Here is a 25753-nt window from a genome sequence, read left to right as displayed (position 1 = left end):
CCGCTTATACTCAGGGGCTTAGAGTTATACCTCTAAAGTAGTTAAGCGTTGATTTCGCTTTATTTCATATCTCTTCCTAAATTTCTTTTTCTTCCTATACACTAGGCAACAATATATTTTTCATTAGAAACCAACGGAAAATAACCCTATTTTCTGCGTTTGGTTTTCTCAATTTAATGGTTTTTTATGACAACTGAATCTTTAACTTTCGCCGACTTAGGTCTTCCTCAATCAATCCTTGATGCTGTAACTGATATGGGCTTTGTGAACCCATCGCCTATTCAACAAGAGTGTATTCCGCATTTATTAGCCGGTCGTGATGTGTTAGGTATGGCACAAACCGGTAGCGGAAAAACAGCCGCTTTCTCTTTGCCGTTACTCGCTCAAATCGACCCGGCTCAACGCCACCCGCAAATGTTGGTAATGGCTCCAACCCGTGAATTAGCCATCCAAGTGGCAGACGCTTGCGAACAATTCGCCAAAAATATGAAAGGCATTCGTGTGGTTACTGTTTACGGTGGTCAGCGTTACGACATCCAACTTCGTGCCTTAAAACAAGGCTCGCAAGTAGTTGTGGGTACACCAGGCCGTATTCTTGACCACATTCGTCGTGGCACTTTAGATTTATCCGAGCTTAAATGTATCGTATTAGACGAAGCTGATGAAATGTTGCGTATGGGCTTTATTGATGATGTGGAAACCGTAATGGCAGAATTGCCGGAAGATCACCAAACGGCTCTCTTCTCTGCGACAATGCCGGAGCCGATTCGCCGCATTACCCGCCGCTTTATGAAAGATCCGCAAGAGGTGAAAATCAAGGCTACTGAACGCTCTGCCCCAGATATCGAACAAAGCTACTGGTTAGTAAACGGCTTCCGTAAAAATGACGCGTTATTACGTTTCTTAGAAGTGGAAGAGTTCGATGCGGCTATCATCTTTACCCGCACCAAAACCGGCACCATTGATATTACCGAATTGTGCGAACGTAATGGCTACCGCACGGCAGCCCTCAACGGCGATATGACCCAACAAGCTCGTGAGCAAACTTTAGAAAAATTACGCTCAGGTCGTTTAGATATTTTAGTGGCAACAGACGTAGCTGCTCGTGGTATCGACATCGAACGTATCAGCCTAGTAATTAACTATGACATTCCGCTTGAAGAAGAATCTTACGTTCACCGTATCGGTCGTACCGGTCGTGCCGGTCGTTCAGGTCGTGCATTATTATTCGTTGAGCCTCGTGAACGCCGCTTACTGCGTAATATTGAAAACCTCATCAAAAAACCGATTGTTGAAGTTTCAATTCCAAACCATGAAGTGTTAATGGAAAAACGCCGTGAGAAATTCAAAGCTCGTATTTCTAAACAGTTAGAGCATCACGATTTAGAGAAATACCGTGAGTTGTTGGAAGATTTATTCACTGCAGACCAAGATCACGAAGAGTTAGCGGCAGCAATGATGATGTTATTGCAAGAGAAACAAAAATTGATTCTTCCACCAGATCCGGTTGTGCGTGCGGCTCGTTCAGAGCGTGGTCGTGATCGCAATGACAGAAACGGTGACAGAAATGACCGTCGCAATGGTCGTGAGCATCGTGATAACAACGGTGTGGCGATGGATTTATACCGTATCGAACTTGGTCGTGAAGATGGTGTGGAAGTGCGTCATATCGTGGGAGCCATCGCTAACGAAGGCGACATCAGCAGCCGCTATATCGGGCATATCAAATTGCACGATACTTACTCTACCATCGAATTACCACAAGGTATGCCGAATCACTTAGTGCAACACTTCGCTCAAAAAGCCCGTGTGTTGAATAAACAGATGCAAATGTCGTTGTTAGGGCCGGTAAATGGCGGAAACGACCAACCGTTTGAATCTCGTGGTCGCCGTAGTGCTGAACGCCGTAATGACAGAAACGACCGTGGCGGACGCCGTGATGGCGGTTTCGGTAAAGATCGCAAAGGCGGTTTTAAAGAAAAACGCTTTGGTGAAAAACGTGGTCGCCGTGACTAATTAAATAAATGCCCCATTGATGGGGCATTTTTAGATCATAACCTCTTACAAGCGGTCTTTTTTCTATACTTTTTTGCAACTATGTTTATCAAACCTAACCAAATTTCCTGCTCCACCGAAATTTCCGAACAAGATATTGCCTTTATACAATATGCATTAGACCTTGCCGATCTGGCTGAAGCAAAAGGGGAAATCCCTGTCGGTGCCGTGCTGGTGGATAAAGATCTCAACATTATCGGTAAAGGCTGGAATCAAACCATTGAGCTTTCCGACCCTACCGCCCACGCTGAAATGCAAGCCATTCGCCAAGCAGGGCAACGGCTAGGTAATTATCGCCTGCTTGATTGCACTCTTTATGTCACACTTGAGCCTTGCCCAATGTGTGCTGGGGCGATTTTACATAGCCGAATTGGAAGATTAGTTTTCGGAGCAAGCGATTACAAAACCGGAGCAGTCGGATCTCGCTATCACCTGTTTGAAGATTATAAAATGAATCACTTTTTAGAAATTCAAGGCAATGTGCTGGGCAAAGAGTGCAGCCAAAAAATCAGCGATTTTTTCAAACGCCGCCGCCAGCAAAAAGCAGAAATGAAAAAAGCATAGGATTTCCTATGCTTTACTCTTTTTATATCGACTATTGACCGACCGCGGATGAAATTCTATCGGTGAATTTACCAATACTAATGCCGAAGTTATTTGATCTGTTCCAGTCCATTAAGGTGCGGAAATTATTGGATACTAAGAATGCTCTGCCCGCCTCTTTATCCGGACGGATTAGCCATACTTTCTGACCGTTTAACTGAGCCAGTTTGGTAGTTTCCTGTCCGTTCGGGTAGGCTAAATAAACACCTAGAGCTTGCCATTGGGCTACGGTTTTAGCTTTGTTTAGCTCAATACCGGCAAAGCTTAAATCCATTGGTGAATCCAATTTTACTTCCACGCCCCAAGGTAAATTTTTATCCCAACCTACGGTAGAAAGATAGTTAGCGATAGAAGCAAAAGCGTCCGCTTCGTTATTCCAAATATCTTTTTTGCCGTCTGAATCGCCGTCAGCCGCATAGGTTAAGTAAGACGTTGGCATAAATTGGGTTTGCCCCATTGCGCCCGCCCAAGAGCCGAGCAACTCATAGCGTTTGATTGTACCGTCATCCAGCATTTTCATTGCATTAACAAACTCTTTGGTAAAGAGCTTTTCACGGCGTCCGTCAAAGGCGAGTGTAGCTAATACAGAAAGCACATCAAAATCGCCTTGATTACGCCCAAAGCTGCTTTCCATTCCCCACAGTGCCAAAATATACTCTTTTTGCACACCGTATTTGTGGCTGGCTCGGGTTAGCTCTGCACTATATTCATACCAACGTTCTGCGGCTTGATCCACTTTTGCTTGGGTAAGCACTTTGTTTAAGTAGTTCGTCACACCGTTTGGATTTGGCGGTGGCGACGGTAAGTTCGGATCACGCTTACGAGCAGCTTGTTGCTGATCTAACTGCACTGCTCTGGCATTGTAATTAATGAATTTCTGTTCATTTAAGGTTTTCGCCGAAACGCCTGCCCCTGCCGCTTTTTGCTTCAGAAAATTCACATAATCATTGAAATGGCCGATTGAGCGAGATTTTGTATATTTTGCCTCCAAATCTAGCTTGGAATAACTCCCTTGCTCATTTGCACAACTTGCCAAAAAAATGACCGCTAGTGAAAGCACAACTTTTTTCAATTTCATTTTTATTCCGTTAAATTTACCATTCGATTCGGGCGAATCACATTATCTTCCGTGATCTCAGCCACACCGAGGAATTGATCACTATCGGAAAATAGACGCACCAAACCGTAAACCTGATTTTCGTTGTCAAACTTCACTCTTTGACCAAAGCCAACCGCTTTGGTTTGCTCGGCAGTCAAGTTTATTTTTGCTAAATTTGACACTGCGGTATCCATTGGCAGTAACAGGCGTTCTAAGGCTTTAGTTGGGAAACTTTCCGCTAAAAGCTGTAAATCTTCAATCGACATCATCTCGTCTGTTGGGTAGCTCGACATCGCTGTTCTACGGAGCATTATGACGTGAGCCCCACAGCCAAGAGCTTCGCCTAAATCATCAACGAGCGTGCGGATATAAGTCCCTTTGGAACAATGCACTTCGAGTGTCAAAAATGGAGCTTGGTATTCAATGAACTTCAGATCAAAAATAGTGATTGGGCGAGCTTCTCTCTCCACGGCAATCCCAGCTCGGGCATATTCATACAAAGGTTTGCCATTATGTTTTAACGCTGAAAACATTGTCGGCACTTGCAAAATATCGCCACGGAACAGATCTAAACGAGCCAGAATATCGCTTTCTGTCACATTCACCGCTCGAGTTTCCACTACTTGCCCTTCGGCATCAGAGGTGTCTGTTCTTTCGCCTAACTTTGCTGTCACCAAATAGCGTTTGTCAGAATCCAGCAAAAATTGCGAGAATTTTGTCGCTTCACCCAAGCAGATCGGTAACATTCCGGTAGCAAGCGGATCTAATGCCCCGGTATGCCCAGCTTTATTCGCTTGGAATAGGCGTTTGACTTTTTGCATAATGTCGTTGGACGACACGCCCTCAGGCTTGTCTAATAAGAAAACGCCGTGAATATCACGGCCACGCTTACGAGGTCTCGACACAATTAGTCCTCTTTGTGTTTTGCTTCGTCGTTTTTAATCACATTAGACACAAGGTTTGACATACGCATCCCTTCGACTAAGGATTCATCATAAATAAAACGCAATTCCGGCACGATACGCAAACGCATTGCTTTGCCGACTAAAGAGCGAATATAAGGGCTTGCTTTTTCTAAGCCTTTCATTCCCAATTCGATAGCTTCAGGATCGTTATCAAACAAGAAAGTCACGAAGATTTTGGCGTAAGCTAAATCTCTTGACACTTCCACATCAGACACCGTTACCATCCCGATACGAGGATCTTTCACCTCTCGCTGTAAAATCACCGCAACCTCTTTTTGTAGCTCTTGAGCCACACGATCGCTACGTTTAAATTCTCTGGACATTTTCTATTTCCTATAATAGCGGAAAGGCACCCGTGCAAACACGTGTGCCGTTATTATGCAAGCGGTCAATTTTTACAAATATTTTGCAAAATCAGACCGCTTGTTGATGATTAGATCGAACGCTTAATTTCAACAATTTCAAAGACTTCGATTTGGTCACCGACTTTTACATCGTTGTAGTTTTTCACGCCGATACCACATTCCATACCATTACGCACTTCGCTTACGTCATCTTTGAAGCGGCGGAGAGATTCCAACTCGCCTTCAAAGATTACCACGTTATCACGTAAAACACGGATTGGGTTGTTACGCTTCACCACCCCTTCCGTGACCATACAACCTGCGATCGCACCAAATTTCGGGTGACGGAACACATCACGCACTTCTGCCAAGCCGATGATTTCTTGTTTGAACTCAGGCTGTAACATACCGCTCATTGCCGCTTTCACGTCATTTAATAGTTCGTAAATGATTGAGTAGTAGCGTAAGTCGATGTTTTCTGACTCAATCACACGGCGAGCTGATGCATCCGCACGCACGTTAAAGCCGACCATAATCGCATTAGACGCTGCAGCTAAGGTTGCATCTGTTTCGGTGATACCACCCACGCCAGAACCGACAATTTTCACTTTCACTTCGTCGGTTGAAAGTTCCATTAACGATTGACTGATCGCCTCGACAGAACCTTGTACGTCTGCTTTCACGATAATGTTCAACTCTGCCACATCACCTGCCGCCATATTGCTGAACATATTTTCTAATTTCGCTTTTTGCTGACGAGCCAGTTTCACTTCACGGAATTTACCTTGACGGTATAACGCGACTTCACGGGCTTTCTTCTCATCACGCACCACGGTTGCTTCATCACCGGCAGCCGGCACGCCTGAAAGACCTAATACCTCAACCGGAATTGATGGACCGGCAGACTCAATTTCTTTACCGTTTTCGTCACGCATTGCACGCACACGACCGTACTCAAAACCACAAAGCACGATGTCGCCTTTATTTAACGTACCTGATTGAACAAGAATGGTTGCTACCGGGCCACGACCTTTATCTAAGTAAGATTCGATCACCACACCACTTGCCATACCTTCTTTCACTGCTGTTAATTCAAGCACTTCAGATTGTAGGATAATCGCTTCTAATAAATCATCGATACCCATCCCTTTTTTCGCAGAAACCGGTACGAATTGCACATCACCACCAAATTTCTCTGAAATCACCTCATGTTGCAATAATTCTTGCTCCACACGATCTGGGTTAGCTTCCGGTTTATCAATTTTGTTCACTGCAACTACTAACGGAGCTCCTGCCGCTTTCGCGTGCTGGATAGCCTCGATAGTTTGTGGCATTACGCCATCGTCTGCAGCAACTACAAGTACTACGATATCCGTTGCTTTCGCACCACGAGCACGCATTGAGGTAAATGCGGCGTGCCCTGGAGTATCCAAGAAGGTAATCATCTTACCGTCATCGGTTTCAACGTGGTATGCACCGATGTGCTGAGTAATACCACCCGCCTCGCCTGCAGCTACCTTCGCTTTACGAATGTAGTCAAGTAATGAAGTTTTACCGTGGTCAACGTGTCCCATAATGGTCACAACCGGTGCACGAGTTACTTTTTCAGCGTGGATATCACGGTCTTCTAATACCGCTTCTTCCAATTCATTTTCTTTACGCAGAATCACTTTGTGACCTAACTCTTCTGCCACTAATTGTGCGGTTTCTTGGTCGATTACTTGGTTGATCGTCACCATTTCGCCCATTTTCATCATCATTTTGATGATTTCGGTTGCTTTCACAGCCATTTTGTTAGCAAGTTCTGCAACGGTAATGGTTTCACCAATCACAACATCCGCTTTCACGACTTGAACCGGTTTTGTAAAGGCTTGTTGTAATGCGCCGCCTTTCTTACCATGCTTACCTTTGCCTTTCACTTCTTTTTGGTTGCGGCGATCTGCACTGCGTTCGTTTTTATCATCTTCACGACCGCCTTTCTTCGCTTTCGCTACATTGCTCTTACCGCTACGACCACGACCACCCTCGCTACGACGATCGTTATCACGATCCGCTTCACGAGCATAGCTTGAAGTAAAACGCTCATCTTCAAAATCTTCGTTGCCGTTTTCGTTCGTTTCTTCACGTTCAATTTCGGCTAAACGGCGAGCATTTTCAGCGGCACGCTTGGCTTCCATTTCTGCTTTTTGTTGAGCTAACTCTTCTTGCTTACGGCGTAATTCCGCTTCTTCTTTGCGTTTTGCCTCTTTTTCAGGATCTAACGCTTTTTCCTGTTTTGGTTGAGCTGGAGCCTGCGCTTTCGTCTCTTTCGCTTTAGCATTTGGCATTACAGGCACTGTTGGAACTTTACTAGCGGTCGATTCTGCGGCTTTTTTTGCAGCTTCTTCTTTTGCTGCTTTCTCTTTCGCTTCAGCTTCCGCTTTTTCTTTTGCTAATTTTTCTGCAGCTTCTTTTTCTGCTTTCACTTTTGCTGCAGCAGCTTCTTTAGCAGCCTTTTCTTGCAACGCTTTTGCATCAATTTTTGGTTTTTTCTCGATCACTTCCACCGCTTTTACTTTGCCGCTAGTGGTTGTCGTATTCACTTTACTCGCTTTGCGAGCACCGCCAAGCGAAAGTGTTTTTTTCTCTTCAGTCATTTTTTTATCCTCTTTGCTTAGCTTAGTTGAACCAACAAATTTGACGTGCAGCCATAATTAACTCACCCGCTTTTTCTTCTGATAGCTCTTCAATATCAGCCAAATCATCAACGCCTTGTTCTGCAAGTTCTTCAAGAGTTGTAATCTGTTTTTCCGCTAATTTGAATGCGATATGACGATCTATCCCTTCAAGCATTAATAATCTCTCTTCAATATGAGCCGATTTTAATGCCTCTTCTTCCTCTAAGGCTTTTTTAGTGATCGCATTTTTTGCACGAGATTGTAGCTCTTCAACTAAGTCTTCATCTTCTAAGCCATCAATTGCCGTTAAAGCATCAACTGGTACATAAGCAATCGCCTCTAATGAAGTGAAGCCTTCTTCAATCAATACTTGAGCAAATTCTTCATCAATTTCCAACGCAGAGGTTAATAAATTGATTACTTTACCGTCTTCTTCCGCATTTTTCTGCGTTAATTCTTCATTAGTCATCACATTTAATGCCCAACCAGTTAGTTGAGTCGCTAAACGCACGTTTTGACCGTTACGGCCAATCGCTTGGGCCAAGTTTTTGCTCTCAACAGCGATGTCCATTGAGTGAGCCTCATCGTTGATCACAATTGAGCTGACATCTGCAGGAGCCATTGCGTTGATCACAAATTGTGCTGGGTTTTCGTCCCAAAGTACGATATCGACACGCTCGCCACCAAGCTCATTACTAATTGCTTGAACTCGAGCTCCGCGCATACCCACGCAAGCACCTACTGGGTCAATACGCTTGTCGTGTGTTTTCACTGCAATTTTCGCACGAGAACCTGCATCACGAGCAGAGCCTTTGATCTCAATCACCCCTTCGCCAATTTCAGGCACTTCAAGTTTAAATAACTCTTCAAGCATCACTGGTTTTGCACGGGTAACAAACAGTTGAGGACCTTTTGATTCAGGTTTGATCTCATATAACACACCACGTACACGGTCGCCTGGGCGGAAGTTTTCACGCGGAATCATATCTTCGCGCACGATCACCGCTTCACCTTTGATATCTTCGGTTTTGCCCGCTAATTCAAGGAAAATATTATCACGAGTTACTTTCTTAACAGTAGCCATAATAATTTTGCCTAAATCTGAACGAAATTCATCAATAATTTTGGTTTTTTCCGCTTCGCGGATTTTGGTTTTCACAACCTGACCGAAAGTTTGAATTGCTACACGGCCAAATTCAATAGATTCAACTTCATCTTCAATAAAATCACCCAATTGTACATTTGGATCTTCAAACTGAGCAGCTTCTAAGCTGATTTCACGCGTCATATTATTTACGCTTTCAACTACTGCCCAGCGGCGAAATGTTTGGAAATCACCTGTTTTGCGATCTACAACAACACGCACGTCAATGTCTAAATCACGGCTTTTTTTAGTTGCAATGGTTAGCGCAGTTTCCAATGCTTCAAAAATCGCTTCTTTTGGTAATTGCTTTTCGTTTGATACTGCTTCTGCAGCTAATAAAATCTCTTTACTCATTTTGTCAGTTTGCCTTCATCTTAAAAATTAAAAACGGGAACTAAATTTGCTTTTTGAATGTTGCCAAATGCGAATTGACGGTCTTCGTTATCTACGGTTAGGGTAATAAAATCGCCTTCAACTGCTTTGATTTGACCTTGCCATTTACGGCGGTCGAACATTGGAATACGCAAATGAATAACTACATCACGCCCAATGAAACGTTCATAATGAGCAATCGTGAATAGCGGTCTATCTAAACCCGGTGAAGAAACTTCTAGGTTATATTTATCTGTAATCGGGTCTTCAACATCAAAAATCGCACTGACTTGACGGCTCACATCGCTGCAATCATCAATGGTTACACCGCCTTCTTTATCAATATATAAGCGAACCGTTAAAAAACGTCCCGCTCGTTGACATTCAATGCCAACTAATTCAAAGCCTAATGCTTCAATAGAATCCAGCACTAAGTCTTCTAATTTTTGTTCTAAGGTTGCCAAATCAATCTCCAAATATAAAAAAAGCCGGATAAACCAGCTTTGATACGTTAATTACTGTACCAATTTCCGTAAAAAAACCCCAGACGGGAAACCGTGGGGCTTTAAGCGGTTTGTTTTTATGATGTAGCAACCAAATGGCTATTTTTTACTCATTTTTTTGCAAAATTAATTTTAAAACATCATATAAAACAAAACTCACAACTTTAACCAAAGCTGTGAGCTTAAAACTGGTTGCGGGGGCTGGATTTGAACCAACGACCTTCGGGTTATGAGCCCGACGAGCTACCAAGCTGCTCCACCCCGCGTCTGATGTAGTGCATTATAGACTTCTAAGCTAAAAATGCAAGCGTTTTTTAATATTTTCTCTCTAATTCCTCTTGATAGAACATTTTTAACCCATTTTTAGATGTCCTATCACCATAAAGGATTTGATAGTAATAGTCATACGCTAACACATTCTGCACATAGCCCCTGGTTTCATAAAATGGAATACTTGCAATAAACTCGTCCATTTCTAATGTTCCTTTGCTACGATTCAGCCACTGCTCTACACGCCCAACACCTGCATTATACGCTGATGATATCAAAATGCGGTTGTTTGGATATTTTTCATTTAGCTCCATTAAATGTGTTGTACCCAGCATAATATTATTGAACGGTCTGAATAGATCCCGTTCGCCCTTGAAAGATAAATTATTATCTTTAGCTGTTTTTTCTGCTGTTGCCGGCAACATCTGCATTAACCCTCTCGCATTCGCGTGTGATTGAGCTTGTGGATTCCAAGCACTTTCTTGGCGTGCAATGGCTTGAGCAAAAGATTTACTGATTTTCTTATCTTGCAAATTCAACTCAAACCAATCGGAATACGCATTCGGCAAACGTAAGTCAATATTATCAAAGGCTTTTATCTGGATTGTCCCCTCCACTGCTAAATCATACCAATTTTGCTCTTTTGCATATTTAATAATAGCAAGCTGCGTTTTGAGAGACGAACTCTCCCCCTTTTCAGGTTTTACATTATTGATTAAATTAATCCAAACTCGCTTAGCTTGATCGATTAACCCAAGTTCACGCAATTCTTGAATACGCTCAAATTGCTTTTCATACAATTCACGTTGAGCCTGAGTCAAATCTGCCACTTCAATAATAGGGAATCGATAAGCAGCCCCTAATTGTTGAGCAGCCAACATTGGGTAGAACCCTCGTTCTTTGGCTAACTCCTCAAATATTGCTTTACGCTTAGCTTCATTTTTTTCGATTTTAGCCGTCCAGTAACGCCATTCTACTTTCCCTTTAGCCTCTTGAGAGAGTGATTGCAGCCATTCATTTAAATCTGTTTTTTGCCAAATTGCCATACGCAATCTGCGTTCTAATAAATTATCAACGCCTAAGGCTTTAATCTGTTCATCACGCCAGAGTTGGAATGTTGGCTCTTCATTATCAAAATGCCGGCTGATAAAATTGGATTTTAATACTTTAAGTTCATCTTCATTGAATTGATATTTCTCAGCCCATAATTGATATTGCTCAAAGGTTGGATTATCTAGTTTCTCTGGCTGGGTGCGGATATATTTTGGCAATAATTCCACAATAATTGCTTTATTTTCTGCGTTAAACGATGAATCAAGCGGTTGATTTTCAATAAAATTTTGCAATTCTTTCGGATTACTCACTACTTTTTCAACTGAACTGAGCCACGCTTTCAAATTTTCATCCGTTGCATTAATTGCTAAATTTGTAATCTCCGCATTTGCATTTTGTTTAACTAATTCGACCGCTTTCAGACGCACTTTCTCATCTGTCTTGAAACCCTGATCCCGCCAATAACTTTCTAAATTCGCACAATCAGAGGTTAATTTAGAATTAGCAAGCCAAAAAACATCAAACTCTTTCAGTAGTGCCGATAAGTCTGCATTTTCCACTTTTTGTTCTACCGCAGGATTAATCTGAGCTTTAGTTGCGGCTATTTCATAACGTGCTGAAAACAGACGGCATTGATCCGCTAACTGTGTTGGCTTCACAACTATTGCATACTCTACTAATTCTTCAAATTTTTGCTCACGATAGAGCTGTTCAAACATAAAGTTCTGCAACTGTTTTTGATACAAAGAATCCGGATATTTTGAAATAAATGCTTTAACTTCGCTTACTGTGGCTTGTTTCAAAATCATTTTAGCATTTAACAACTTCCATTCTGCGTCCATTTCTAACGGATAGCCCGATAAAGTTGCTAATAAACGCTGAATAACCTGTACTGTTGCGACTGATAAATGCTTCTGGCTGACTGCCACATCGACCAAATAATTAATTTGCTGGAAATTTTCTCTCTGCTTTAAACGTAAATTTTCTGCGTGCTGCAACTCTTTCTGATAAATATTCAACCAATCATTTTTTAATTTTTTTAATTCTGTTTCAGTATAGCTTTTTGATAGCTCTTTCCCTGTTCCTGCAGCAAATGTATATTGGCTTGCTAAAAATACAGTAAGCAATGTTTTCTTCCACATAAATTTCTCCTTAATCATGGGTTTTAGGCAGAAAAAGGCAAATAAAGTTCAATATGAGTATTTCAAGAAAATATTGAGTAAAATAGAAGACTTAATGGAGGCGTGTCCCGGAGTCGAACCGAGCTACATGGATTTGCAATCCAGTGCATAACCGCTTTGCTAACACGCCGTTTGAAGAGAAATTGGAGCGGGAAACGAGGCTCGAACTCGCGACCCCGACCTTGGCAAGGTCGTGCTCTACCAACTGAGCTATTCCCGCATTTGAGTATTCCGTAAGGAACAATGTGCATTTTACGGATTTATCGTTTTATGTCAATGACAAATTTAACACTCTCTCATCAAGTGCTGAAAAAAAAATCATAACGCATTGTTTTAGATTTAAAAATAGACAAGCGGTTGATTTTTGTAAGATTTTTACAAATTTCAACCGCTTGTATCACTCAGCGCATATTAACGTTTTTTCGCTTTTGGGTTTGGTAAGTCAGTAATCGAACCTTCAAACACTTCCGCCGCTAAACCAACTGATTCGTGTAGCGTTGGGTGAGCGTGAATAGTTAATGCGATATCTTCTGCATCACAACCCATTTCGATTGCCAAGCCGATTTCGCCTAATAATTCACCACCGTTGCTACCTACAATCGCACCACCTAACACACGGTGAGTGTCTTTGTCAAAGATTAACTTGGTCATACCTTCTGAACATTCAGATGCAATCGCACGACCTGAAGCTGCCCAAGGGAATTTCGCTACTTCGTAGTTTAAGCCTTCTTGCTTACACTCTTTCTCAGTTTTACCGACCCAAGCCACTTCCGGCTCAGTGTAAGCGATTGATGGGATGACTTTCGGATCGAAGTAGTGTTTTTGTCCTGCGATCACTTCTGCCGCAACGTGACCTTCGTGAACACCTTTGTGTGCTAACATTGGCTGACCAACGATGTCACCGATAGCAAAGATGTGTGGTACGTTAGTGCGAAGTTGTTTATCAACAGGGATGAAACCACGCTCATCAACGTGTACGCCTGCTTTACCTGCATCGATCAATTTACCGTTTGGTACACGACCGATTGCCACTAATACGGCATCGTAACGTTTAGTGTCGTTACACGCTTTGCCTTCCATTGAAACGTAGATACCGTCATCTTTCGCTTCAACTTTAGTCACTTTGGTTTCAAGCATTAACTTGAATTTTTTCTCGATCTGTTTGGTGTAAATCGCCACAATGTCTTTGTCCGCAGCCGGAATCACTTGGTCGAACATTTCCACCACTTCCACTTCTGAACCTAACGCATTGTAAACCGTACCCATCTCTAAACCGATGATACCACCGCCCATAATTAACAATTTTTTCGGAACTTCTTTTAATTTAAGGGCATCTGTTGAATCCCAAACACGTGGATCTTCGTGTGGAATAAATGGTAATTGAATTGGGCGTGAACCTGCTGCAATAATGGCGTTATCGAAAGTCACGGTAGTTGGGTTGCCATCACGATCACGAGCGACTAAAGTGTTCGGGCCAGTGAATGTTGCTTCACCTTCAACCACTTGCACTTTACGTGCTTTCGCCATGCCTGCTAAACCACCAGTTAATTTTGAAACCACAGCTTCTTTACCTGCACGCACTTGGTCTAAATCGATAGTCGGCTCGCCAAAGGTAACACCGTTATGCACGGCGTGTTTAGCTTCTTCGATCACTTTTGCCACGTGTAATAACGCTTTAGATGGAATACAACCTACATTTAAGCAGACACCACCTAAGGTTGAATAACGCTCAACGATAACAGTTTCTAAGCCTAAGTCTGCACAACGGAATGCCGCAGAATAACCTGCCGGACCTGCACCAAGTACCACGACTTGGGTTTTGATTTCTTTGCTCATATTTGCCTCAATTTGTTATACAAGCGGTCGATTTTGCAAAATTTTTTACAAAAACAACCGCTTGTTAAAATTACATTACTAAACGGCGAATGTCCGCTAATACACCATTGATGTAAGATAAGAATCTTGCACCGTCCGCACCGTCAATTACTCGGTGGTCGAAGGATAATGACAATGGAAGCATTAAGCGTGGAGTAAACTCTTTGCCGTTCCAAATCGGTTGCATTTCAGATTTAGATACGCCTAAAATCGCCACTTCCGGTGCATTCACGATTGGGGTGAAGTGCGTTGTACCGATACCGCCAAGGCTTGAAATCGTGAAGCAGCCACCTTGCATATCTGCAGCGGTTAATTTACCTTCACGCGCTTTTTTCGATACTTCCATCAATTCACGAGAAAGCTCGATAATGCCTTTCTTGTTCACGTTTTTGAATACTGGAACCACTAAGCCATTTGGTGTATCTACAGCCACGCCGATGTTCACGTATTTCTTCAATGTCAGTTTTTGACCATCTTCAGAAATTGAGCTATTGAAACGTGGGAAGGCTTCTAATGCACTTGCCACCGCTTTCATAATAAATACTACTGGCGTGATCTTCACGTCTAATTTACGTTTTTCCGCTTCTTTGTTTTGATCTTTACGGAAGTTTTCTAACTCGGTAATGTCGGTACGGTCGAAGTGAGTAACGTGTGGAATCATCACCCAGTTGCGGTGTAAGTTCGCACCAGAAATCTTATTGATACGGCTCAATTCAACTTCTTCCACTTCACCAAATTTGCTGAAGTCAACTTTCGGCCATGGTAATAAGCCTAAGCCTGCCCCGTTCGCCACGCCATTGCTTGCAGCTGATGCTCCGCCTTGTTTTTCAAAGACTTGAACTGCTGTTTTCACATAGGCTTGGATATCTTCTTTAACGATACGACCTTTGCGACCAGAACCTTTCACTTTGTCTAAGTTTACGCCAAATTCACGAGCTAAACGGCGGATCACCGGGGTTGCGTGTGCGTAACCTGCCGCTGAAACCACTTGTTCTTGGCTTAAGCCTGATTGGTTTTGACCTGCTGGTGCCGCAGCTGGAGCTGGAGCTGGTGCAGCCGCTTGCGGAGCTGGAGCAGATTGAGCAGGAGCTGCTGCAACCGGAGCCGGTGCTGCACCTGCAACTTCAAATTTCATAATTAATGAACCGGTTGATACTTTATCACCAGATTTCACTAAAATTTCTTTCACTACACCTGCAAACGGAGCCGGCACTTCCATTGAAGCCTTGTCGCCCTCAACGGTGATTAACGATTGCTCTTCAGCAACGGTGTCGCCCACTTTCACCATAATTTCGGTTACGTTTACTTCATCGCCGCCGATGTCTGGTACGTTAACCTCTTTGATTGCCGGAGCCGCTGCTTGAGCTGGAGCTGAAGCTACTTCTGCAGCTGGTGCAGATTGTGCCGGTGCTGCTGAAGCCGTTTCAAATTTCATAATCAATTTACCGGTTGATACTTTATCACCCACATTGATTAAGATCTCTTTAACCACGCCTGCAACCGGAGCCGGTACTTCCATTGAAGCTTTGTCGCCTTCTACGTTGATGATAGATTGATCCACTTCAACAGAATCGCCCACTTTCACCATAATTTCCGTCACATTCACTTCATCGCCGCCGATATCTGGCACGTTCACTTCAACGATAGCTGAAGCTGTTACAGCAGGTGCTGGAGCTGAAACCGGAGCTGCCGCTTGTGGAGCTGGAGCTGAGTCTGCACTTTCTAATTCTAACATTGGTGTGCCAGTGGTCACTTTATCGCCCACTTTCACTAATACCGCTTTTACCACACCCGCCTCTGGAGCTGGAACTTCCATAGAAGCTTTATCGCCCTCTACGTTGATAACAGATTGATCTGCACTTACGGTATCGCCTACTTTAACCATTACTTCTGTTACGGTAACTTCATCGCCACCGATATCAGGGATATTAATTTGTTTTGCCATTTTTATTCCTTCTTTTTCCTAATTTGCAAAAAATTTGCGATTTTTAACCGCTTGTAATGGACGCCAAACGTAGCGTCCCTACTTAATTTTGCGTGGAAATGTTTGATTATGCGTAAAGAGGATTGATACGATCCACATTCAAGCCGAATTTCTTAATTGCATCCGCAACCACTGACATTTCAATCGTGCCGGCTTTCGCTAATTGCGTTAAGGCTGCAACTACAACATAACGCTCATCCACTTCGAAGTGTTCACGTAAGTTTGCACGGCTGTCTGAACGACCGAAACCATCTGTACCTAACACGTGGTAGTGTTTGCTTGGTACATAAGCACGGATTTGCTCTGCGTAAAGTTTCATATAGTCGGTTGATGCAACGGTTGGTAAATCTTTCAACACTTGTGCAACATAAGGAACACGTTGTTCTTCTGTTGGGTGTAATAAGTTCCAACGAGCAGCATCTGCACCGTCACGGCCTAATTCGTTGAATGATGGCGCTGAGAATACATCAGCGGTCACACCATAGTCGTTTGCAAGGATTTGAGCCGCTAAACGAACGTGACGCATAATTGCACCTGAGCTTAATAATTGAACGTGACCTTTACCTTTACCCTCAACGGTTTCAAATTTATATAAACCTTTGCGAATACCTTCTTCAGCACCTGCAGGCATTGCCGGTTGGTCTGTAATTTCGTTTAATGTTGTGATGTAGTAGAAGACATCTTCTTGAGCTTCACCATACATACGGCGGATACCATCTTGAACGATTACTGCTACTTCAAATGCAAATGCCGGGTCATAAGTTACACAGTTCGGAATTACACCTGCTTGGATATGGCTATGACCATCTTCGTGCTGTAAACCTTCACCATTTAAGGTTGTACGACCTGATGTACCACCGATCATAAAACCACGAGCTAATTGGTCACCTGCTAACCACATCATATCACCCACACGTTGGAAGCCAAACATTGAGTAATAGATGAAGAATGGGATCATCGGCAGGTTGCTTACCGAGTAAGAAGTCGCTGCAGCTACCCAAGATGCGGTTGCACCTAATTCGTTGATACCTTCTTGTAATACTTGTCCGTCTTTCGCTTCACGATAGTAAGCAACTAAATCACGGTCTGATGGTACATAGTTTTGACCGAATGGATTGTAAATACCGATTTGACGGAATAAACCTTCCATACCGAAGGTACGCGCTTCGTCCGCAATGATTGGCACAATTTGCTTACCGATATTTTTGTCTTTTAATAAAGTATTTAATACACGAGAGAATGCCATCGTAGTTGAAATACCACGTGGTTGCTCATCTAATAACGCTTGGAATTCAGATAACTCAGGTACTTTGAACTCAACCGTAAATTTCGGTTTACGCACTGGTACATAACCGTTTAAATCTTTACGTTTAGCGTGTAAGTAGTTGTATTCTTCTGAACCTTCCGCAAATTTGATGTATTCTAAGTTTTCAACTTGTTCGTCTGTTAATGGTAATTCGAAGTAGTCACGGAAGCCTTTTAAGCTCTCTAATGACATTTTTTTCGATTGGTGAGCAGTGTTTTTACTTTCCGCTTCAGGAATACGGTAGCCTTTAACTTGTTGAGCTAAGATCACAACCGGCTTGTCTGATTTTTGCGCTTTCGCATAAGCAGCGTAAAGTTTTTCAGAGTCATGCGCACCACGGCGTAATGCCCAGATTTCATCATCTGTCATATCTGCCACTAATGCAGCTGTTTCAGGGTAACGACCGAAAAAGTGTTCACGAACGTAAGCACCGTTTTTCGATTTGAAGGTTAAGTAGTCACCATCAAGTACTTCCATCATTAATTGTGCTAATTTACCTGAAGTATCTTTCGCGAATAATTTATCCCACTCGCTGCCCCATAATACTTTGATAACTTCCCAACCGGCACCGGTAAATACGCCTTCTAATTCTTGAACGATTTTACCGTTACCGTTTACCGGGCCGTCTAAGCGTTGTAGGTTACAGCTAACGGTGAAGATTAAGTTATTTAATTTCTCGCGACCGGCAAAGGCTAATGCACCTTTAGATTCGATTTCATCCATCTCGCCATCGCCTAAGAAAGCATACACTTTTTGATCAGCAGTATCTTTTAAACCACGATGCTCTAAATATTTTAAGAAACGAGCTTGGTAAATAGCATTAACCGGACCTAAACCCATAGATACGGTTGAGAACTGCCAAAATTCAGGCATTAATTTCGGGTGTGGGTAAGAAGATAAACCATCAACGAATGCTTCTTGACGGAAGTTATCCATTTGCTCTTCGGTAATACGACCTTCTAAGAAAGCACGACCATACATACCCGGCGCAGCATGACCTTGGAAGAAAACTAAATCACCGCCATTTTTTTCAGTTGGTGCTTTAAAGAAGTGGTTGAAGCACACTTCATACATGGTTGCTGCAGATTGGAATGTGGAAATATGACCACCTAAGTCAAGATCTTTTTTCTGGCTACGTAAAACAGATGCAATAGCATTCCAACGTACCGCAGAACGAATACGACGTTCGATTTTATGATCACCCGGATAAGCTGGCTGTTCTGAAACAGGGATAGTATTCACATAATCAGTGGTCACACCTGTTGGCAATGCAACACCACCGGCACGAGCTTGGCTAATTACTTGCTCAACAATAAATTGAGCACGTTCTAAACCTTCTTCACGAATTAACGAATCGAGTGATGCTAGCCAATCTTGAGTTTCGATTGGATCTACGTCATTTCTCAAGTTCTCTGACATAGTATTCTTCCTTATTAAATTAATGATTGAAGTAATAAATTACAAAATTTTAACAAACTTTGCTTGATTGATGATTTTTAGACCATTTTTATCGAAAAAATTCCATTTAAACCAATAATTCCGACATCTTTCCCTAGTAAAAGAAAGACTAAAAATCATAATAAAAAACTCATTATCTACTTGATTTTAAACGAATTTTAAAAATTTTTATAAAATTTGTTTAAATTTTGTAGATAAAATTGCAATGCAAGATATCAAAAATAGTCGATTTTGTCTATTTTTGGTAAACACATAAATAGCCACTTATTATGTATAGCTAAATAAGACAAAAATGCTTCTTTTATAATTAAATACAGCAAAAAATTTGCCTTCCTATTAAAACCTTTTCAATTTTATATGCTGAGCTAACGTTTGAATAAGTGAAGGGCCTTGATAAATCAAAGCCGAATATACTTGCAACAAGCTTGCACCAGCATCAATTTTTTCTTGCCCACTTTCGAGTGAATGAATACCACCACTACCAATAATAGGTACTCGCTCATTTAATTCTTTCGCCAAGGTATAAATTAATCTTGTACTTAAATGATGTAAGGGTTTACCACTTAAACCTCCTTGCTGTTCCGCATAAGGCAATCCTACAATACTCTCTCTTGATAAAGTTGTATTCCCCGCAATTACTCCATCTATACTATGACGAATTAAGCTATCTGCCACTGAAGCAATTTCTTCTTCCATAAGATCAGGAGCAATTTTCAGCACAAGCGGTCGATATTTTCCAAATTTTTGCGAAAGTTGTGCTTGCTCATTTTTTAGATTCATCAGCAAATCATCTAAAGCTTCACCATATTGCAAAGAACGAAGATTTTTTGTATTTGGAGATGAAATATTCACCGTTATATAATCCGCATATTCATACACTTTGCGTAAACAAATTAAGTAGTCATCTAAGCTATTCTCAATGGGTGTCATTGCATTTTTACCGATATTGATGCCTAAAATACCAGCATATTTTGACTTTTTAACGTTTTCGACTAATACATCCACACCGTGGTTGTTAAAGCCATTTCGGTTAATAATTCCCTCTGCTTCTAATACTCTGAATTGACGAGGCCTAGAATTTCCATCTTGGGCAACTGGTGTCACAGTTCCAACCTCAATAAAACCAAATCCTAACTTACCAAAGCCGTCTATTGCCTCACCATTTTTATCTGCACCAGCAGCTAATCCTATCGGATTTTTAAATTTTAGCCCCATAACTTCAGTTGGATTATTTGGGATAGATAGCAGTGGAAAAGGCAACTTACCAATAATTGATAAACTTTGGATAGAAAATTGATGTGCTTTTTCAGCATCAAGAGAAAAGAGAAATTTACGGATTAAGGAATACATAGACATTATCTTATAAATACAAATGCAAAAAACCCAATCTTTCGATTGGGTTTTTATATTAAATATTATGCATCAAACATAGCTGAAATAGATTCTTCATTGCTGATACGGCGAATAGCTTCTGCCAACATTCCCGATAATGTTAAAACACGTACTTTATTAAGTGCTTTGATTTCATTTGTTAATGGAATGGTATCTGTTACTACAATTTCATCTAATGCCGGATTTGCTAAGTTTTGAGCCGCAGAACCAGAGAATACTGCATGCGTTGCATAAGCAAATACACAACGAGCTCCACGTTCTTTTAAGGCCTCAGCTGCTTTAGCTAATGTGCCACCAGTATCGATCATATCATCCACTAAGATACAATCACGCTCAGCTACATCACCAATAATGTGCATAACTTGAGATACGTTTGCTTTCGGACGACGTTTGTCAATAATAGCCATATCCGTATCATTCAACAATTTTGCAACCGCTCTTGCACGCACCACTCCGCCGATATCTGGCGATACCACGATTGGATTAACTAAATCTGATTTTTTCAAAATATCTTCAATCAACACTGGTGAGCCGAATACATTGTCTACCGGTACATCAAAGAAACCTTGAATTTGTTCTGCGTGTAAATCACAAGTTAATACTCTATCAACCCCCACGCTTGAAAGGAAATCAGCAACTACTTTAGCAGTAATAGGTACACGAGCTGAACGTACACGTCTATCTTGGCGAGCATAGCCAAAGTATGGGATAACGGCTGTAATACGACCAGCGGAAGCACGACGTAAAGCATCCACCATAACAATCAATTCCATAAGATTATCATTGGTTGGTGCACAAGTTGATTGCACAATGAAAATATCGCCTCCACGCACATTTTCATTGATTTGCACTTGAATTTCACCATCACTAAAACGACCAACAGTTGCATTACCTAATGAGGTATAAAGATGTTTTGCAATACGATTAGCAAGTTCCGGCGTTGCGTTGCCCGCAAACAGTTTAATATCTGTCATGGAGTGATCCTTTGGTTATTGGTGGTTAGTTGGGAATAATTCTTGATGTAATGGCGAAATGTTTTGCCCTTTCGCCACAAAGCCAAATGTCTCTTTTGGCTTATGTGCAAAAACCTGCTCGGCCTCTGCTTTTGTATCAAATTCGGCAAAAATACAAGCACCTGTGCCTGTTAGCCTAAACGGTGCATATTGTAACAATTCTTGCATAAGATCTTCAACCGCAGAATACCTTTCTCGCACAACTTTTTCGCAATCGTTTGCCCACTTTGAAGATAATAATTCTGATAAAGTACGTTTTGGCGTGTTTCTAGGTAAGTTTGGATCGTTAAAAACCACTGCTGTTGAAATTGAAACTTCAGGCTTTAATACCACATACCATTTTTCTTCTGGCTCACAAGGCGTTAAAACTTCCCCAACCCCTTCGGCAAAAGCGGCAATACCTCTGACAAAGATCGGCACATCCGCCCCTAAGCTTAACCCTAATTCGGCTAATACTTCCAATGAAAGATCCGTTTGCCACAAATGATTTAAACCCACCAGCACCGTTGCCGCATTGGAAGAACCACCACCTACACCGCCGCCCATCGGCAAATTTTTAGTAACGCCAATTTTCGCCCCTTTGCTGCAAGCGGTCGTTTTTTGCAAAAGTTTTGCCGCTCGATAAATTAAGTTATCTTCAACCGCCACACTCTCAACTTGATTTATTAGCTCAATTTCAGGGCTATCGGTAATTTCAATCTCAATTTCATCGCCAAAATCCAAAAATTGAAATAGCGTTTGCAACTCGTGATAGCCATCTGCCCGTTTATTGGTGATATACAAAAACAGGTTCAATTTCGCCGGACTGGGTAAAATCACTTTTTCCATCAATAAGTCCATCTTTCAATACGGATTTTTAATGTCTGCGTGCCGTTTTCAAGCACAATTAATTTCGGCAAATTCGGCACACGATCTTCGTGGTATTCTACATAGCTCGCTTTCCACACCGTGCCATTCAACGGATAACTAAACTGCGAAAGCTGGCGTTTTTCATTCACAATGTAATTGCCCTCTTTTTCAGGCTGACCTTTTACCCAATAAGCAAATTGGTCTATAGGGAATGACACACCGATAATCTCTTGCATTAACGCATCAATATCACGATCTGAACGGGTATTTCCTTCACTATCTGAAACCGTTAAGCCTCTCTTATTACGCTCTAATTTGAGAGATTTCGTCGAAAGGTTAGAAGAAAGCTCTAAACCAAAATGTGTTGGCGTATTATATTGCCAGTTAAAATGAGAAGAAAAACGCTCTTCCGGTGAAATATAGCCAAATTGACCTGTCGCTTTATAGCCCTGAATTTTGGCTAATTGAGCTAAATGTTGCTGCCATTGCGGATCGTTATGTGGAATTTCCACCGTTGGTTTTTGCACCTCGGTAGGTGCATTTAATACTGAGTTACAGCCAGTTAAAACTAGCAAGGCAGTAAGGGATAAAAGTGTTGTCAGTTTTTTCATAATATTCTCTATATGCTATAGGGCGAAAAATGTTTCGCTCCACAAATACTATTGGAATGATTTTGCAAATCTTTAGTCAAAATCAACCGCTTGTTATGCCCCAAATTGTAGGCTATGAAGCTGCTTATAAGCCCCATTTTGGGCAAGTAGTTCTATATGATTTCCTCGCTCAATGATATTTCCGTGATCGACCACCAAAATTTCATCAGCTTTTTCAATGGTTGATAAGCGATGAGCAATGACAAGCACGGTACGCTCTTTTTGCAATACTTCTAGTGCCGACTGAATGGCTCTTTCGGATTCAGTATCAAGAGCAGACGTAGCCTCATCAAGTACAAGTACAGGCGAATTTCTAAGTAAAGCACGAGCAATTGCTAAGCGTTGACGTTGTCCACCCGATAGGCTTGCTCCGTTTTCACCGATTACGGTGTCTAAACCATTATCCAGTTTCTCAATAAATTCCATTGCGTGAGCCGCTTTTGCCGCAGCAATGATTTCTTCTCTGCAGTATTTATCGGTTGCTGCATAAGCAATATTATTGGCAATCGTATCATTAAATAAGTGAACTTGCTGTGAAACTACAGAGCATTGTTCACGCAGGTTTTTCAAGGTGTAATCTTGAATATTAATGCCATCTAACAAAATTTCTCCGTCATCAATATCATAAAAACGGGTGAGCAAATTGGCGATGGTTGATTTACCCGAACCAGAACGCCCCACCAATGCTACAGTTTTGCCTTTAGGAATCTCAAACGAAATGTTGTTTAATGCTTTTTCATCTTTACCCACATAAGTAAAACTAACATTTTTAAATTCAACATTACCTTCCGCTTTTTCCACTCGAACAGAGCCGTTATCTTTCTCAGTTTTTAAATCTAAAAACTCAAATAATGTTTGGCAAGCAGCCATACCACGTTGGAATTGCGAGTTCACGTTAGTTAAAGATTTAAGCGGACGAAGCATCGCCATCATTGACGAAAATACTACGGTAAACGAACCCGCAGTAAGATTTTCACTCATTACCTCAGGGAAAGTCGCTACATAAAGTACGGCAGATAATGCAAAAGACGCAATAAGCTGTACCACACCATCAGAAATACCATCAGCAGAAACCACTTTCATTCCCTTACGACGCATATCATTACTCACACGTTCAAAGCGATCTTTCTCTACTTTATGCCCACCAAAGGAAAGTACCTCTTTATGCCCTTTTAACATTTGTTCGGTGGTGATTGTCAGCTCGCCCATTGAGTTTTGAATGTTACGGCTTAATTTACGGAAATATTTGGAAACAAAACCAATTAGCACACCGATAATCGGAGCCATAATAAATAGCACAATTGAGAGTTGCCAACTGGTATAGATCATCACTACAAATAGAGAGATCAAGTACGCCCCTTCACGCACAATGGTAACTAACGAATGAGAAGCTGAACTTGCCACCATTTCGGTATCGTACGTTACACGTGAAAGCAAACGTCCGGTCGGATTATTATCAAAATAACTCACGGGCATATACATTAGATGTTGGAAAATTTGACGGCGTAAGTTCATTACCACTTTACCCGAAACCCACGCTAAACAGTAACTGGCAATATAATTGGTAATTCCCCGAACTAAAATAAATACCACAACAAGGATTGCCATTAATTTAAGAAAACCGTGATTTGCCTGCCCAAAACCTTCATCTAAAAGTGGTTTAAGCAAATAAATTAACCCCGAGTCTACTAAGGCATTTAGCACTAAAGCAATAGCACCTGCGATCAAGCCTGCTCTAAAAGGGCTAATTGTCGGCCATAAACGTTTAAAGGTTTTAAACGTGGAAAGATCTTTTTCTAAATTAACTTGTTCTTGCATAATTCTTTCTTTTTATTGAAAAATCGGGCTATTGTACCTTGATTTCAGAGACTAACCAAATTAAACGCTATTCTGCCTAATATATAATCTATCTTAGTAGAAAAACATTACCGCCATTTTAAATACTAGAGGGGCTAAAATAGAAGATAGTACCCCACAAGCAACTAATGCGATAGAACTATAACTCCCTGCTTTCATACTATGTTCTAAGCACCGACCTGTGCCTAATGCGTGTGAGGCTGCCCCCATACTTAATCCTATTGCCATAATATTTCGTACTTTGATAAAACGTAACAACATAAAACCTAAAATAGAACCCACTAAGCCTGCGATCATCACCCCAACCGCAGCAATACCCACATTACCATCAATTTCATTAGTGATGATGATCGCCATTGGCATTGAAACTGATTTAGGTAACACCGCAGCCAAAATATCTTGACTCGCACCAAACAGAAGGGCAAATCCAACACCGGTCAGCATCGTAACAAGCGTACTAAACAGTAGAACAACCATAATTTGCCGCCATTTTTTACGGATCTGAGGTAACTGTTCATAAAACGGGCAAGCAAGTGCAACTACTGAAACACCCAGTAAATTATTCAAAGGGGCATTGCCTTTGTAATAGTCGTGATAAGGAATATTAAAAATGACAATAACGCCAATAATTAATGTCAGGGCAATTAAGAATGGATTGAGCAGATTGATAGCAAGTTTTTGACTGATTTTTATCCCAACGATAAAAATCACCAATGTCAAAATAGAATAGAGATAAATCATTTAGTTTCTACCTCGATGAAACAGCCATTGAGCAAATAATCCGATAATCACAATAGAAACTAAGGTACTTAATGCAGTAGATAAGACAAAAGTGTTAAAATTTTCACTAAACAAATCCAAATGTTCAATTAATTCAGCACAAATCGGCAAGAAAAATAAAGTCATATAGCGAGTTAGTGGTCTAGCACTTAGCATAACCCATTCTACCTTAACAATCCCTATTACCAAACAACCAAATAAAATTAGCATACCTAAAATACTGTCCGGAATGCCTATGGGGAAAAGAAAGGCAATGAGCTTGCCTAAATATAGCATTACAAATAGCAATGCTAACGATGCTAAAATCTTAAACACTTTTGATAACATATAACCTCCGAACAAG

At 41.5% G+C, this 25753-nt stretch carries 19 protein-coding genes and 3 tRNA genes; 2 read left to right on the top strand and 20 right to left on the bottom strand.

Annotated elements, in window-relative coordinates; genetic code table 11:
• The first annotated feature begins 186 nt into the window (after window positions 1-186).
• The gene (locus A6B40_RS00825) at window positions 187-2016 is read left to right on the top strand and encodes a DEAD/DEAH box helicase (RefSeq protein ID WP_176671278.1); all 1830 of its coding nucleotides are present in this window, start codon (window positions 187-189) and stop codon (window positions 2014-2016) included.
• A gap of 81 nt (window positions 2017-2097) precedes the next feature.
• Window positions 2098-2619 (top strand): tRNA adenosine(34) deaminase TadA, encoded by a 522-nt coding sequence (gene tadA / locus A6B40_RS00820; RefSeq protein ID WP_176671277.1) that lies wholly within the window; start codon window positions 2098-2100, stop codon window positions 2617-2619.
• Window positions 2620-2650: 31 nt separating this feature from the next.
• Here the strand turns inward: tadA and A6B40_RS00815 are convergent, their stop codons facing one another.
• The 20 genes from A6B40_RS00815 to A6B40_RS00720 all read right to left on the bottom strand — a co-directional run bounded on the left by A6B40_RS00815 (window position 2651) and on the right by A6B40_RS00720 (window position 25737).
• Entirely contained in the window at window positions 2651-3736 is a 1086-nt protein-coding gene (locus tag A6B40_RS00815) for a lytic murein transglycosylase (protein WP_176671276.1), read from the bottom strand.
• 2 nt (window positions 3737-3738) lie between these two features.
• Entirely contained in the window at window positions 3739-4662 is a 924-nt protein-coding gene (gene truB / locus A6B40_RS00810; RefSeq protein ID WP_176671275.1) for a tRNA pseudouridine(55) synthase TruB, read from the bottom strand.
• A 2-nt stretch (window positions 4663-4664) separates the two neighbouring features.
• On the bottom strand, window positions 4665-5045 hold the full coding sequence (gene rbfA / locus A6B40_RS00805; protein WP_025217188.1) for a 30S ribosome-binding factor RbfA: 381 nt from the start codon (window positions 5043-5045) through the stop codon (window positions 4665-4667).
• A gap of 110 nt (window positions 5046-5155) precedes the next feature.
• Complete coding sequence (gene infB, locus A6B40_RS00800; protein WP_176671274.1) at window positions 5156-7702, bottom strand: translation initiation factor IF-2; 2547 nt, start codon at window positions 7700-7702, stop codon at window positions 5156-5158.
• A 22-nt stretch (window positions 7703-7724) separates the two neighbouring features.
• The gene (gene nusA, locus A6B40_RS00795) at window positions 7725-9221 is read right to left on the bottom strand and encodes a transcription termination factor NusA (RefSeq protein WP_025217186.1); all 1497 of its coding nucleotides are present in this window, start codon (window positions 9219-9221) and stop codon (window positions 7725-7727) included.
• A 20-nt stretch (window positions 9222-9241) separates the two neighbouring features.
• Window positions 9242-9703, bottom strand: a complete 462-nt coding sequence (gene rimP, locus A6B40_RS00790; protein ID WP_025217185.1) for a ribosome maturation factor RimP — start codon at window positions 9701-9703, stop codon at window positions 9242-9244.
• A 228-nt stretch (window positions 9704-9931) separates the two neighbouring features.
• A tRNA-Met gene (locus A6B40_RS00785) sits at window positions 9932-10008 on the bottom strand.
• Window positions 10009-10056: 48 nt separating this feature from the next.
• A complete protein-coding gene (locus tag A6B40_RS00780) occupies window positions 10057-12207 on the bottom strand; it encodes a transglycosylase SLT domain-containing protein (RefSeq protein ID WP_176671273.1) in 2151 nt (716 codons plus the stop codon).
• 95 nt (window positions 12208-12302) lie between these two features.
• Window positions 12303-12376, bottom strand: a tRNA-Cys gene (locus tag A6B40_RS00775).
• Between the two features lie 14 nt (window positions 12377-12390).
• Window positions 12391-12466 (bottom strand) — tRNA-Gly (locus tag A6B40_RS00770).
• Between the two features lie 191 nt (window positions 12467-12657).
• Window positions 12658-14082, bottom strand: coding sequence for a dihydrolipoyl dehydrogenase (gene lpdA / locus A6B40_RS00765; RefSeq protein ID WP_025217121.1), 1425 nt, complete (start codon window positions 14080-14082; stop codon window positions 12658-12660).
• Window positions 14083-14152: 70 nt separating this feature from the next.
• The gene (gene aceF, locus A6B40_RS00760; RefSeq protein WP_176671272.1) at window positions 14153-16066 is read right to left on the bottom strand and encodes a pyruvate dehydrogenase complex dihydrolipoyllysine-residue acetyltransferase; all 1914 of its coding nucleotides are present in this window, start codon (window positions 16064-16066) and stop codon (window positions 14153-14155) included.
• Window positions 16067-16172: 106 nt separating this feature from the next.
• Window positions 16173-18830: a pyruvate dehydrogenase (acetyl-transferring), homodimeric type gene (gene aceE, locus A6B40_RS00755; protein WP_176671271.1), complete on the bottom strand. Its 2658-nt coding sequence runs from the start codon at window positions 18828-18830 to the stop codon at window positions 16173-16175.
• A 375-nt stretch (window positions 18831-19205) separates the two neighbouring features.
• Window positions 19206-20219 (bottom strand): quinone-dependent dihydroorotate dehydrogenase, encoded by a 1014-nt coding sequence (gene pyrD, locus A6B40_RS00750; RefSeq protein WP_176671270.1) that lies wholly within the window; start codon window positions 20217-20219, stop codon window positions 19206-19208.
• Between the two features lie 65 nt (window positions 20220-20284).
• Entirely contained in the window at window positions 20285-21235 is a 951-nt protein-coding gene (locus A6B40_RS00745) for a ribose-phosphate pyrophosphokinase (protein ID WP_176671269.1), read from the bottom strand.
• Between the two features lie 15 nt (window positions 21236-21250).
• Window positions 21251-22105 (bottom strand): 4-(cytidine 5'-diphospho)-2-C-methyl-D-erythritol kinase, encoded by an 855-nt coding sequence (gene ispE, locus A6B40_RS00740; RefSeq protein ID WP_176672296.1) that lies wholly within the window; start codon window positions 22103-22105, stop codon window positions 21251-21253.
• Window positions 22102-22734, bottom strand: a complete 633-nt coding sequence (lolB, locus tag A6B40_RS00735) for a lipoprotein insertase outer membrane protein LolB (RefSeq protein ID WP_176671268.1) — start codon at window positions 22732-22734, stop codon at window positions 22102-22104. Before lolB ends, ispE begins: the two co-directional genes overlap by 4 nt.
• Window positions 22735-22827: 93 nt before the next feature.
• Window positions 22828-24591, bottom strand: a complete 1764-nt coding sequence (gene msbA, locus A6B40_RS00730; RefSeq protein WP_176671267.1) for a lipid A ABC transporter ATP-binding protein/permease MsbA — start codon at window positions 24589-24591, stop codon at window positions 22828-22830.
• Between the two features lie 93 nt (window positions 24592-24684).
• Entirely contained in the window at window positions 24685-25371 is a 687-nt protein-coding gene (locus A6B40_RS00725; RefSeq protein ID WP_025236149.1) for an LrgB family protein, read from the bottom strand.
• The gene (locus A6B40_RS00720; RefSeq protein WP_176671266.1) at window positions 25372-25737 is read right to left on the bottom strand and encodes a CidA/LrgA family protein; all 366 of its coding nucleotides are present in this window, start codon (window positions 25735-25737) and stop codon (window positions 25372-25374) included.
• Window positions 25738-25753 lie beyond the last annotated feature (16 nt).

It is taken from the genome of Mannheimia varigena, from assembly GCF_013377235.1.
Lineage (GTDB): Bacteria > Pseudomonadota > Gammaproteobacteria > Enterobacterales > Pasteurellaceae > Mannheimia > Mannheimia varigena.
The sequence above is the reverse complement of the archived record's forward strand: the minus strand, read 5'-3'. Positions and strand labels throughout refer to the sequence as shown.

Coding starts and splice junctions, on each gene's coding strand:
- msbA (WP_176671267.1), bottom strand. CDS start 24,591: ATGCAAGAACAAGTTAATTTAGAAAAAGATCTTTCCACGTTTAAAACC.
- tadA (WP_176671277.1), top strand. CDS start 2,098: ATGTTTATCAAACCTAACCAAATTTCCTGCTCCACCGAAATTTCCGAA.
- A6B40_RS00780 (WP_176671273.1), bottom strand. CDS start 12,207: ATGTGGAAGAAAACATTGCTTACTGTATTTTTAGCAAGCCAATATACA.
- A6B40_RS00825 (WP_176671278.1), top strand. CDS start 187: ATGACAACTGAATCTTTAACTTTCGCCGACTTAGGTCTTCCTCAATCA.
- aceE (WP_176671271.1), bottom strand. CDS start 18,830: ATGTCAGAGAACTTGAGAAATGACGTAGATCCAATCGAAACTCAAGAT.
- nusA (WP_025217186.1), bottom strand. CDS start 9,221: ATGAGTAAAGAGATTTTATTAGCTGCAGAAGCAGTATCAAACGAAAAG.
- aceF (WP_176671272.1), bottom strand. CDS start 16,066: ATGGCAAAACAAATTAATATCCCTGATATCGGTGGCGATGAAGTTACC.
- infB (WP_176671274.1), bottom strand. CDS start 7,702: ATGACTGAAGAGAAAAAAACACTTTCGCTTGGCGGTGCTCGCAAAGCG.
- A6B40_RS00720 (WP_176671266.1), bottom strand. CDS start 25,737: ATGTTATCAAAAGTGTTTAAGATTTTAGCATCGTTAGCATTGCTATTT.
- rbfA (WP_025217188.1), bottom strand. CDS start 5,045: ATGTCCAGAGAATTTAAACGTAGCGATCGTGTGGCTCAAGAGCTACAA.
- A6B40_RS00745 (WP_176671269.1), bottom strand. CDS start 21,235: ATGACAGATATTAAACTGTTTGCGGGCAACGCAACGCCGGAACTTGCT.
- A6B40_RS00725 (WP_025236149.1), bottom strand. CDS start 25,371: ATGATTTATCTCTATTCTATTTTGACATTGGTGATTTTTATCGTTGGG.
- pyrD (WP_176671270.1), bottom strand. CDS start 20,219: ATGTATTCCTTAATCCGTAAATTTCTCTTTTCTCTTGATGCTGAAAAA.
- lolB (WP_176671268.1), bottom strand. CDS start 22,734: ATGAAAAAACTGACAACACTTTTATCCCTTACTGCCTTGCTAGTTTTA.
- A6B40_RS00815 (WP_176671276.1), bottom strand. CDS start 3,736: ATGAAATTGAAAAAAGTTGTGCTTTCACTAGCGGTCATTTTTTTGGCA.
- lpdA (WP_025217121.1), bottom strand. CDS start 14,082: ATGAGCAAAGAAATCAAAACCCAAGTCGTGGTACTTGGTGCAGGTCCG.